This is a genomic window from Acidobacteriota bacterium (assembly GCA_012517875.1).
Lineage (GTDB): Bacteria > Acidobacteriota > JAAYUB01 > JAAYUB01 > JAAYUB01 > JAAYUB01.
The window spans coordinates 1-11513 of the sequence record JAAYUB010000075.1; the positions used below are offsets into that span (position 1 = coordinate 1).

12 protein-coding genes are annotated in these 11513 nt (G+C 66.3%); 7 read left to right on the forward strand and 5 right to left on the reverse strand.

The window, feature by feature from the left end; translation table 11 throughout:
- Nucleotides 1-101 precede the first annotated feature (101 nt).
- The 5 genes from GX414_07640 to lepB all read right to left on the reverse strand — a co-directional run bounded on the left by GX414_07640 (nucleotide 102) and on the right by lepB (nucleotide 4757).
- A complete protein-coding gene (locus tag GX414_07640; GenBank protein ID NLI46962.1) occupies nucleotides 102-473 on the reverse strand; it encodes a hypothetical protein in 372 nt (123 codons plus the stop codon).
- A 454-nt stretch (nucleotides 474-927) separates the two neighbouring features.
- The gene (locus GX414_07645; protein ID NLI46963.1) at nucleotides 928-2007 is read right to left on the reverse strand and encodes a radical SAM protein; all 1080 of its coding nucleotides are present in this window, start codon (nucleotides 2005-2007) and stop codon (nucleotides 928-930) included.
- A 271-nt stretch (nucleotides 2008-2278) separates the two neighbouring features.
- Nucleotides 2279-3118, reverse strand: coding sequence for a hypothetical protein (locus GX414_07650; GenBank protein NLI46964.1), 840 nt, complete (start codon nucleotides 3116-3118; stop codon nucleotides 2279-2281).
- A 10-nt stretch (nucleotides 3119-3128) separates the two neighbouring features.
- Nucleotides 3129-3866 (reverse strand): class I SAM-dependent methyltransferase, encoded by a 738-nt coding sequence (locus GX414_07655; protein NLI46965.1) that lies wholly within the window; start codon nucleotides 3864-3866, stop codon nucleotides 3129-3131.
- Between the two features lie 9 nt (nucleotides 3867-3875).
- Nucleotides 3876-4757 (reverse strand): signal peptidase I, encoded by an 882-nt coding sequence (gene lepB / locus GX414_07660; GenBank protein NLI46966.1) that lies wholly within the window; start codon nucleotides 4755-4757, stop codon nucleotides 3876-3878.
- Between the two features lie 192 nt (nucleotides 4758-4949).
- Between lepB and GX414_07665 the strand changes: the two genes are divergently transcribed.
- From GX414_07665 to sctQ, 7 genes are all read left to right on the forward strand, one after another.
- Nucleotides 4950-5846 (forward strand): DMT family transporter, encoded by an 897-nt coding sequence (locus tag GX414_07665; GenBank protein ID NLI46967.1) that lies wholly within the window; start codon nucleotides 4950-4952, stop codon nucleotides 5844-5846.
- A gap of 118 nt (nucleotides 5847-5964) precedes the next feature.
- Nucleotides 5965-6537, forward strand: a complete 573-nt coding sequence (locus GX414_07670) for a hypothetical protein (protein ID NLI46968.1) — start codon at nucleotides 5965-5967, stop codon at nucleotides 6535-6537.
- Between the two features lie 28 nt (nucleotides 6538-6565).
- Entirely contained in the window at nucleotides 6566-7378 is an 813-nt protein-coding gene (locus GX414_07675) for a type III secretion protein (protein ID NLI46969.1), read from the forward strand.
- Nucleotides 7379-7393: 15 nt separating this feature from the next.
- Nucleotides 7394-8722 (forward strand): flagellar protein export ATPase FliI, encoded by a 1329-nt coding sequence (gene fliI, locus GX414_07680; protein NLI46970.1) that lies wholly within the window; start codon nucleotides 7394-7396, stop codon nucleotides 8720-8722.
- 2 nt (nucleotides 8723-8724) lie between these two features.
- The gene (locus GX414_07685; GenBank protein ID NLI46971.1) at nucleotides 8725-9228 is read left to right on the forward strand and encodes a hypothetical protein; all 504 of its coding nucleotides are present in this window, start codon (nucleotides 8725-8727) and stop codon (nucleotides 9226-9228) included.
- A complete protein-coding gene (locus tag GX414_07690) occupies nucleotides 9225-9884 on the forward strand; it encodes a flagellar hook-length control protein FliK (protein ID NLI46972.1) in 660 nt (219 codons plus the stop codon). Before GX414_07685 ends, GX414_07690 begins: the two co-directional genes overlap by 4 nt.
- Nucleotides 9885-9902: 18 nt before the next feature.
- Nucleotides 9903-11477 (forward strand): type III secretion system cytoplasmic ring protein SctQ, encoded by a 1575-nt coding sequence (gene sctQ / locus GX414_07695; protein NLI46973.1) that lies wholly within the window; start codon nucleotides 9903-9905, stop codon nucleotides 11475-11477.
- Nucleotides 11478-11513: the final 36 nt, after the last annotated feature.

An 11513-nucleotide genomic window follows, 5' to 3' on the forward strand; every position in this document is an offset into this window, starting at 1 on the left:
CGCCCAGGATCCGTCCTGTCTTGAAAATGTGATCGTTCATGTCTCCTCCTGACATCTGACACCCGACCCCCAAGCAAGAAATATTCAAATCCAATAATCGCTCAATGTCCTTCATGCGGGTTGCCCGTGCACGGGCCGCCGCCGGCGGGTACCCGGCCGCACGAGGCGGTGAAGGCCAGCGGCCGGAACGGCTCCAGCCAGCTCACCTCGGGCGGCAGCGCCGGCGGCTCCGGCGGGGCGGCCGCGTGTTCCGGGCTGTCGGTGAAAAATCCGAGGCCGCGGAAAAACTTCACGAAGCCCTCGTCGGGCGCGCTGTCGGCGGCGTCCGGCTCTGCCGACGCCAGGGTCTCCCACCATCCATAACCCGTCCGGGTCAACCCCACCATGAGTTCCCGCCGGGGATGGATCACCACCCCCTGTTCGCCCACCTGCCGCCACGACACGCCTTTCTCCACACGGGGCCACTTGCTCATGCTGACCTCACCCGAAAAAATCCGCGGCCCGTCCCGCGCCGGCTTCCGCCGGCCGAAGCCAGACCTGCCCAATCCACGCTGCGCCGGAGAAACGACTGACGACAAACGCCGAATGCTTCAGGGAATCGCCACCGGCCACCGTGAAACATCCGCCGGCCGTTCCCGCAACGCAATCGTCCTCTATAAATGTAAACGCTCCACCACCATGGAGTCAACAACAAATTCCCCGTTAACTCGTTCAGAAAACACAATTTGCGCACATTTTTACAGATTTTGTGCCGTGCGTCACACTCATGGGGAGGCGGGGACGGCGTTGAGCAGAGGGAGAGACTGTTCGCAGGTTCACAGGTTCACAGATTCACAGATTCGCAGGTTCGCAGGTTCCAGGTGCTGTTCACCGTTCACTGTTCACCGTTCACTGTTCACCGTTCACTACTGGCCCGATCCCCTACCTCTACTCCGTGTCCCCTGTGTCCCCTGTGTCCCCTGTGTCCTCTGTGGTGATGCTCCCTGCGGCTTCGGCCACGAGGCGGCCCAGCCGGCAGGCGGCGTCCGACAGCTCGGTGTGGGTGCCGCCGGTGCGGGCCGAAAACGCCGGGCAGCGCCGGCAGACGGCGTCCAGGGCGCAGGTGCGGCACGCCGTCCACGCCGCCCGGCTCAGGCGCCGGAACGCCGCCAGCGCCGGCGAGTCGCGCCAGATGTCCACGAACCGCTCCCGCCGCAGGTCGCCGGCCGGTTCGTCCTGGAAGCTGCAGCCCCACACGCGGCCCGCCGGGTCGACGGTGCAGAAACGGAAACCCGCCGAGCAGAGCGTCATGTCCGTGTCCCGCCGCTCCGGATCCGCCGGTTGCAGAAACTCGCGGCATTCGGCCAACACCGCCATCAGCTCGTCGCCGTCGAGGCGCTCGAGGTATTGCGCGTCGCCGCCGGGGGGCGGGACGAGCATGAAGTCCACCAGGAAGGGCCAGCCCCGCGAGCGGGCGTAGCGCCAGGTCGCGGCCAGGGTGGACGCGTTGGCGCGCATCACCGGCGTCTTGAGCCGGGGCGGCAGTCCGGCCGCCGTCAGGAGCTCGATGGACGCCATCACCCGGTCGAAGCTCCCCGGCACCCGGGTGACGGCGTCGAACACCGTCGGGTCGGCGCTGTAGAAGCTGACGTCCACGCCCGCGGCGCCCGACGCCGCCAGTCGCTCGGCCGCCGCCGCGTCGACGGTAAAGCCCGACGTGAACCCCCGGGTGTGGAAGCCGCGCCGCACCGCCTCGTCCAGCAGCTCCCAAAAGTCGGCCCGCAGCAGCGGCTCCCCGCCGCTTAAGGTGAGGAACAGGGTGCCCGCGGCGGCGAGCTGGTCGAAGACGTCCAGCCACGCGGCGGTGGCGAACTCGTCCGCCGCGTCCCACCGCGTGTCGCCGCCGCTCGTGTAGCAGTGCCGGCAGCGGTGGACGCACCGGTACGTCAGCTCCGCCAGCACCGAGATGGGGACGCGGTCGCGGGCGGCCGCTTCCAGCAGTTGCTCATAGTGCGAAGGTTTTTTCAACTTGGACATCCTTCAGTGCGAGCGGGGGGTGAAGGTTCACAGGTTCGCAGGTTCCAGGTTCGCCGGTTCCAGGTTCGCCGGTTCGGGGACGATTGGTAGTTGATGGTTGATGGTTGATGGTTGATGGTTGTAACGAGCTCCGAATCCCGAACCGCGAGCCCCGATTGCGATCACGATCACGATTGCGATTACGATCACGATTACGATTACGAATTACGAGCACGAAATCCGATGTCCGATTTCCGATGTCCGTCATCCGTGCCCCCGGCAATCAGGCCTCGGCATACAGTCCCAGCACATCCACAAACCGCCGGGACCGGGTGAAGCGGAGCGTCCGCATCGGGATCCGGTCCAGCGCCGCGACGGCCGTCTCCAGGAGGGGCGCCAGCTCGGTGTCCTGTCGACCCGCCGCCACCACCTGGGTCATGAGCCGGGCCAGCGCCTGCGCCGGCGGCAGCGGCACGAGCTCGTCCGCCGGCGCCTGCTCCAGCCAGAAGATCCCGGCCAGGGGCAGCGGTCCCGCCGCCGTGCTGATCCCGATGGGCGTGCCGGCCAGCTCCACGCCGTCGCCGGGCTCCAGCCGGACGACGCACGTCTCATCGCTGAGCACCGGCAACCCGGCCAGTTCGGCCACGGTGCTCTTACCGGCGCCCGACGGACCGATGAAAAGCCAGCTGCGGCCCCCGACCGCCAGGCCGCAGCCGTGGACGAGGAGCCCGCCCCGCGGCGCCAGCCACTCCGTCAGCACCAGTTGCAGCAGCACCCGGTGGAAGCGGGTGCCCGGCGCGATGGTCGCCCGGCCCCGCGCGGCCGTCGGGTTCAACTCCACTCGGTAGCCCGCACCCCGCGCCGTGATCCGCCCGTTGCGCCGCCGCACTCCAGGTGGGGCGGCCGCATCCGCGCCATCCGGGAGCACGTCCAGGGCCTCCCGCACGTCCAGCACGAAGTCGAGCTGTAGGGCGGCATTCGCCGGACTCCGGTACAGCCCAAACGGCGGATCCAGCAAGTGGTCGCCGATGCCCAGCTCCATGCGGCATCCGGCGACGATCAGGTCGATCCGGGGCGGACGGGTCGCGGTCTCGCGGCGGGACGGCTGGCGGCGCAGGATCATGTGGTTCCCATCAGGCGCCGTCGCCGGCGCGCACGGGTTTGCGGGCGCAGACTTCATAGCCCAGGGTGAACGCCCGCTCCCGGTCCAGCCCGTCCAGCCAGCCCAGGACCAGCGGAGCGAGCAGCCCCAACGCAGGCGCCAGCAGCACGAACAGCGCCCAGCGCCAGCCGCCCTGAAAGAACGCCAGGGCCGCGACACTGCGCCGCGCCAGCACGGCGAAGAATCCGCCCAGCGGCTCGATGGCTTCCGCCGCCAGACCGGCGCCAGCCAGCAGCCGCGCCACGCCGAAGCGGGTGAACCGGAAGTAGTCGTGGGGCGCCTGGTGGATTTCCCACAGAAACGGCACCACCAGCAGCAGCTCGCCGCCGGGTTTGAGCACTCGAGCCAGCTCGGCCAGCGTGCCGACCGGGTCGGGCACGTGCTCCAGGGTGACCACGCACAGCGCCGCATCGGCCGCCGCGTCGCGAAGCGCCAGTTCGCGGAGGTCGCCCCGCACGTCCACCCGGCCGTAGTCCCACCGCAGGTCGCCGATGCCCCGGTCGTAGCCCACCAGGCGCTGCCGCGAAAACAGGGCGCGGAACCGGCTCTCGCCGCAGCCGGCGTCCAGGACCACTTCGCCGTCCGCCCGCCGGGCGGCGAACGCCTTCACCGCCCGACCGATGCGGGCTTCGACGGGATCCAGCCGGTCAAGGAGCCAGCGGGGCAGGATCCGGCGGGCCGATTGCTTGACGCAAGGCTCCAGCTCCATATCGCGCGCTCAGAGCGCCGGAGCGGGTGGGGCGGGCTGCAGCGTGTAGATGCCGCGGGGCACGAAGTGGAACATCCGGCTCCAGCGGGTCTCGTAGAAGTACAAGACGCGGTACGTGTACAGGGTGACGACGTCCAGCGCGTCGTTGACCTCGTGCACGCCGCGATAGCGGCCGTCGGGGAAGGCCTTCTCCAGGACCAGCGTGTCCGGGAAGGACCACAGGATGAACAGCGGCTTGCCGAAGATGAACTCCTCGGGGACGGTGCCCCAGTCGCGGCTGTCGGAGCTGTGATCGCGGTTGTCGCCCATCATGAAGTAGTGGCCGTCGGGGATCCGCAGCGGGGCCATCTCCGAAAAGGTGGTGGGGACATCCTCGCCGATGGCGTGGTAACGGTACGGCTCCACCAGCTGCTGCCCGTCGATGTACACCTGGTTCTGGCGGACCTCGATGGTCTCGCCCGGCAGGCCGATCACCCGCTTGACGTACGGGGTGAGGTAATGGCCGTTTTTCCGGTCGGGCGCCTTGAACACCACCACCTCGCCCCGGCGGATCGGGTGGTTCAGACCCAGCCAGCGGCAGAGAGGGAAGTGGTTGGCCAGTATGGTGAACTTGTCCACGATGAGCCGGTCGCCCACCAGCAGGTTGTAGTCGCCCAGGGTCTGGTCGGTGCCGGGGATCCGCCGCTCGGTGGGCGTGTCCATGGACGGCGTCGGGACGGCCATGGGGTGGACGATGAACGTGACCACGAACAGGGCGATGACCAGGCACACCAGGACGGCCACCACGTATTCGCGGACGGTCTCGGCCAAGGTCGCCTTGGGGCGCGCCTTGGCCTTCCCTTTCACCGGCTTGTCTCCGCCTGTCTCTTTTTTCGGATTCTTCCTGACCATCGGCGCATCCCGCCCCGCAAAATCGAAGCCCCACCATAGGTTTTTCACTCGGAAAAGTCAAGGCCCAGTTTGAACCTTCCGCCCCGCCGGTCATTCCAATACCGCAGAACCGCCGGCGGCGCGACGGCCGCCTTTGCATTCGGCCCCGCCTTGAGGTATAGTGCCGGGCGGGACCACCGGCAGCACCTAACGATGAAGGATTTCCACCGCGGCACCATCCTGGCCCTGCTCTCCGCGATCAGCGGCGCCTACCTGTTCATCTTCAGCAAGCACGTCTTGGCCTACGTGGGTCCGGCCACCTACTGCAGCTACTACTACCTGTTCGCCGCCGTCTACTTCACCGCCTGGCTGGCGCTGTCCCGCCAGCGGACGCTGTTTCGGATCCCGCCCCGGGCCGCCGGCAAGCTGCTGCTCATCGCGGGGCTGGAAAGCGTCAGCGTCTTCGCCCTGTTCACGGCCGTCCGGCTCATGGATCCGACACTGGCTTCGTTCTTCAACAACTCCCAGACAGTCTTCATCATCGTGCTGAGCGCCGTCTTCCTCAAGGAGCGCTTCAACCGCCTGGAGTCGCTGGGCACGGCGGTGGCGCTGGGGGGCATCCTCCTCATCTCCTACCGATCGGCGGAACCGGCACTGCTCGGCATGGCGCTGACGCTGCTATCGGCCGGCTGCTTCTCGTGCACCGTCGTGCTGGTCAAGAAAAACCTGGGCGATCTCCCGCCTCTGACCATCGCCCTCTACCGGGCCGTGGCGCTCATGGCCGTGTTCAACATCTACGCTCTGGCCGGCCCGGGACTGGAGCCGGTGAGCCCGAGCCTGCTGGCGTACACCGCCGCCGGCGCCCTGTTCGGCCCCTTCCTCAACATCCTGTTCTACTTTTACTCGCTGAAGTACTTCGAGGCCTCCAAGACGTCGTTGGTGCGGGCCTCCCAGCCCATCTTCGTGCTCATCAACGCCGCGCTGTTTCTCCACAGCGTTCCCGCGCCTCGCGAAATCGCCGGCGGCCTGGTCATCATTCTGGGGCTCTATATCCTCGTCCTGGGCCACGAGCGGTCACTCGCGGCGCCGCCGCCGGATCCGGTCCGTTGACCGGACCCGGCGCGGTTGGCTATCTCCTTGCGGCGTGCTATAATACAGCCACTTGTTAGCAACCATTTACTGAATGATCCGATAATTAGTGCGAACGCATCCGACTTCAGGAGGGCCGATGGACATTCAGAATGTGGGCAAAATCATCCAGACCGGCCTGGAAGGCACCGAGGCGGTGGGCGGCGGCCAGGACAAGGCGGTCGGGAAAACGTCGGATTTCGAGAAGGTCCGCATGGACAAGCTCGAACAGGAAGAGCAGGTCACCGGCCTGAAGGCCAGCGACATCCAGTACAACGACAACATCCTGAACCGCATGGACGCCCGCCAGGTACAGAACGACTTCCTGCGCCAGGTGCAGGCTCGCGGCGAGGGAAAGGAGCTGGAAGTCCTCTCGGAGCACATCCAGAAGACGCAGGCCAGCCTGGAAAAAACCCGGGCCACCCTGCCGGCGGTGGACAAGAGCGAATTCAGCGGCGCGATCCAGAACTATTTCAAGGAATCGGAGACCCGGTTCAAGGCGCTCGACTCCATGTACCAGGAGATCTCCTCGGGCGACCGGCCGCACTCGCTTCAGGACCTACTCAAGATGCAGATGCAGATCCAAGGCATCAGCCAGAACATCGAAATGCTCAGCAAGGTCGTGGACAAGGTGGTCGACGGGATGAAGACCATCCTGCGCACCCAGGTGTGACGGACAAAATCCATTTTCGGGAGACGGTATGAGCACAATCCGTTCGTTTGCCGGAAGCCGGATGCGGCTCCTGCGCGCATCCCTGCTCGTCCTTTTGGCGGCCGGCCTTCTCGGCTGCGGCGCCACCGAGATCGCCTCCGGGCTCACCGAAGGAGAGGCCCAGGAAGCCGTGGTCACCCTCCAGCAGTTCGGCATCTCGGCCGAAAAGGTGCGGGTCGGCGAGGGCGAGGAAGCCACCTTTTCGGTGACGGTGCCCGCCGCCGAAGTGGCCAGCGCCAACCAGATCCTGAAAAAATACGAGCTGCCCCGCGAGAAGCCGAAGGGCCTGGGCGAGATCTTCACGCAGGGCGGGCTGATCCCCACGGCCACCGAGGAAAAGGCGATGATGCTGCTGGCCATCCAGGGCGAGATCGCCCGCACCCTCGAGACCGTGGACGGCATCGCCGCCGCCCGGGTGCACATTGTGATGCCGGAAAAGGACCCGCTGGCCGAAGGCGGCGGCACCCCGGCGACCGCCAGCGTCTTCATCAAGTACCGCGGCGAACAGCTCCCCCTGACCCCCGAGGAGATCAAGCAGATCGTCGCCCACTCCGTGGACGGCCTGGACCCGAACCGCGTGGCCGTGGTCCTGAAGCCCATCCTCATCGACCAGGGCAAGCTGACCCGCATGGCCAAGACAAGCACCGTGATCGCCGGCCAGGATCCCACCATCTTCATCATCGTGCTGGCCGGCCTCTGCCTCGTGCTGGTGATCGTCATGGTGGTGCTGGTGCTGAAGCTGCAGAGCGAGAAGAGCCGCTACCTGCAACTCCGTCGGGAGATGGGTGCCGGCGGCCGGTAGCGGAATGGATGGCCCATGAGCGACCTCACCGCCCCGATCGATTTTTCGAAGTATTTCCGGGACCTGGACGAATCCCCGCTGGTCGAGGTGCGCGGCCGGGTCACCGAGGTGGTGGGCCTGATCGTCAAAGCGGTGGTCCCCAACGTCTGGGTGGGCGAGCTGTGCCTCATCAAGACGCCCCACACGTCCGAACCGGTCAAAGCCGAGGTGGTGGGCTTCCTCGACAACGAGGTGCTGCTCATGCCGCTGGGCGACATGCGCTTCATCGGCATGAACTGCGAGGTCATCCCCACCGGCCACCCCCTCACTGTCAAGGTGGGCGACGGCATGCTGGGCCGCGTGCTCGACGGTCTGGGCGAGCCGATGGACTTCGACGAGAAGGGTCCCCTCGACTACGATGACGAGTACCCGGTTTACAACGACCCGCCCGATCCCCTGAAGCGACGGCGGATCCTCAGCCCCATCACCGTGGGCATCCGGGCCATCGACGGCTTGCTCACCTGCGGCGAGGGGCAGCGCATCGGCCTGTTCGCCGCAGCCGGCGTGGGCAAGAGCACGCTGCTGGGCATGATCGCTCGCAACGCCCTGGCCGAGGTTAATGTGATCACCCTCATCGGCGAGCGCGGTCGCGAGGTGCGCGACTTCCTGGAGAAGGACCTGGGGCCCGAAGGCCTGGCCAAGTCGGTCGTGGTGGTCGCCACCTCCAATGAGCCCTCCCTGGTCCGCCTCAAGGGCGCCTACGTCGGCACGGCCATTGCCGAGTATTTCCGCGACAAGGGCCGGAAGGTCATGCTGATGATGGACTCGGTCACCCGCTTCGCCCGCGCCCAGCGCGAGGTGGGCCTGGCCTGCGGTGAGCCGCCCGCGCGCGCCGGCTACACGCCGTCGGTGTTCTCCGAGCTGCCGAAACTGCTGGAGCGGGCCGGCAACTCCGACAAGGGATCCATCACCGCGTTCTACACCGTCCTTGTCGAAGGCGACGACATGAACGAGCCGGTCGCCGACGAGGTCCGTTCCATCCTGGACGGGCACATCATCCTGTCCCGCGACTTGGCTTCCCGCGGCCACTACCCGGCGATCAACGTCTCGCTCAGCGTCAGCCGCGTGATGACCTCGGTGGTCCCGTCCGAGCACCGGCAGGCGGCGACCAAGTTGCGCGAGGTCCTGGCTACGTACGAGAAGGAAAAGGATCTGATCATGATCGGCGCGTACCAGAAAGGGAGCGACCCGCGGGTGGACTTCGCCATGGACAAGATCGACGCGGTCAACACCTTTCTCAAGCAGAGCACCGAAGAGAAGATGGGGTTCGAGGAGACGGTCAAAAAACTGAAGGAACTCTTCTGACCATGGCCCAGAAGCCGAAGTACCGCCTCCAGCCCGTGCTGGACCAGAAGGAGAAGGCCAAGTCCGACGCTGAGAAGGCGCTGGCCCGTGCGCACCAGGCGCTGGCCGAGGAAAAGCGGAAGCTGCAGGAGTTGGAGGAGCAGAAAACGCGGCTGCTCGCCCAGATCGACGATGCCCGCCAGAAGCGGGATCAGAAGGCGATGGAAGGCGAGCTGACCGTCCAGGAGTCTCAACAGTACAAGATGTACATCCAGGGGCTCCACGAGCAACGCAAGGAACTGGACGTCCGGATCTACAAGCAGACCAAGGTGGTGGAGCGCGCCGCGGAGGCGGTGGAAAAGACCAAAGCCGAGCTCATCCGCTGCGCCAAGGAATTCGAAGCCATGAACAAGCACAAGGATGGGTGGCTGCAGCAGCTCAAGCTCGAGGAGCAGAAAAAGGAACAGAAACTGATGGAAGAGATCGGGATGATTCAGTTCATGAAACGGAGGGGTGACAACCAATGACTACCGACAAGATCTCTTCCGCCTCGGGCGGCCCACCCATCGATCCGTCTGCCGACGCGGGCGCCGCGCCGGCCGTGGAACGCAAGGATGCGCCGTCCGCCTTTGATAAGGTCATGGACAAAAAAGAACGCGAGCGGGACGACCGGGACGACGTCCGCAAAGGCGCCGATCGAACCTCCCCGAAGCATACGCCCGTCGACAAGGACGCCCCCCTGCGCGAGTTCCCCGTCTACCACCATCTGCGCACCCGGACCATCGAGCCGCCGGCCGCCGGCGATCTCCGCACAGACGCAGCCCTGCCGCGGAAGGTCATCGACGAGGTGGTGCAGGCCGTGCGGGTGGGCGTCAACCGGGCCGGCGACAAGGAACTCCAGTTCGACCTGAAGTCCACGGTCATGGACGGCATGACCATCCGGGTGAGCATCCACGACAACCGGGTCGTGACCATCCTGGAGGCCACCAGCCGGGATGTGCGTGACAAGCTGGAAGCCCATGTGGGAGAACTCATGCACACCCTCACCCAGAAGGGCCTGCAGGTGGCCTCCGTGGAAGTACAGTACAAGGAGCCGCCCAAGCAGCAGGACCAGCAGTCCCGCGAGCAGCAGCAACAGCAGCAGCAGGAAGAGGACGAGACCGAAGACTGGACGAAAATTTAAGGCGACCGGACAACACCCATGACCAGCCGACTCCATCTGCTTTCCGCTTCGGGCCCGCGGGCGACCCCCTATCTCTTCCAGGATCTGCCGGTCGCGCCGGGCGCCGGCACGGGCAACATCCGGCAGGTCGTCGGGCTGTGGTGGCCGCTGCTGTCGGGCCAGCGCGTGGAGCACGCCGTCATCGAGCTGTTCCGGCGGTACTGCAAGGTGAAGGAGAGCCAGCCGCCGCTCCTGGTGGTCAAGAAGGGCGGCCCGGGGCCGAAAGAGATCCAGGTGGACGCCGCCGTGTTCACCATCGGCCGGAAAAAGGAAAACCACCTCGTGCTCGGCGAGGTGGGCGTATCCGGCGTGCACGCCCAGATCCACCGGCGTGGCGACCGGTGGGAGATCGTGGATCCCGGCAGCGTGAACGGCACCGTCGTCAACACCCAGCGGCTGGCCAAGGATGCGGCGTGTCCCCTGAAAAGCGGCGACGTGATCGCCATCATGGGCACCGAGATGGTATTCAAGCTCCAGGAGCCCGAGTTGCGACCGCCGCAGGTGGCGTTCGCCTTCCGCGGATTCGAAAGCACCCTCAACCTGCCGCCGGAAACGATCACCCTGACCAACGCCCGGATCGGTCTGCACGGCTGCGCCCAGCTGGCGGACCTGCTGCTGCCCACGCGCCAGGTGCGCATGTGGTTGGAGTCACTCGTCGGGCTTCGGTACAGCGAGGAGAGCGTCCAGGAGCCGCTCAGCGACGTCGAGAAGGGCCTGGCTGAGTTCCTGCTGCTCAAGATGCTGCAGCTGGTGCACCGCCACACCGGAGCCGGCGACCACGAGGCGTTCTTTCTGGCCGCGCTCGACTCCCCCCTGCAGTCCCTGACACCGGCGGCCGAAGCCGTGGTCGCCCACTTCGTCATCCGGTTTGAAGATACCGAGGGGGACATTTGGCTGCGCATCCCCGGAGGCGTGGTCCGGTTCTGGTCGGAGCACGGCCGGGAGATGGGACTGGGTACGGCCGAGCCGACGACCGCCTACTGGCTGGACCGGCTCGACGGCTGGGACTGGCTGACGGTGCCCCTGGCCGCGCTGGTGGGCGGCGTCAGCCTGTCGCTCAACGACATGATGTCGCTGGAACCGGGCGATATCATCCTGATGCCCGAAGGAGCCCTGGCCGGCGATCCCGAAACGGGCCTGACCGGACCGGTCCGGCTGGCGCTGCGGGCCGGTTCCACCTGCACCGGCGCCGGCGCTCTCCGGTTCGCCGACGGCCGCTACTCGATCGAATTTCAGCATTTCACACGCCGACACGCGGAGGCTATCATGTCCGACAACCCGCCCGTCCCCCCCCCCGAACCGACGGCCGCAAAACCCACGGAAACCCCCGGCGAGCTGATGACCGATCTGTCCCTGACTCTCGAGGTGGAGCTGGATCGCGTCACGCTGACGCTGTCGGACCTGGTCCAGCTCGTGCCCGGCCAGATCATCCAGCTGCAGCGCGCACCCGCCGATCCCGTGGACCTGTGCGTGAACAACCAGCTCGTCGGCCGCGGCCAGCTGGTCAAGATCAACGAGGCGCTCGGGGTGAAGATTTTGTCGCTGAAAAAATGACCACCTATGAAGTTCGAGCCCTACAAACGCTATCTA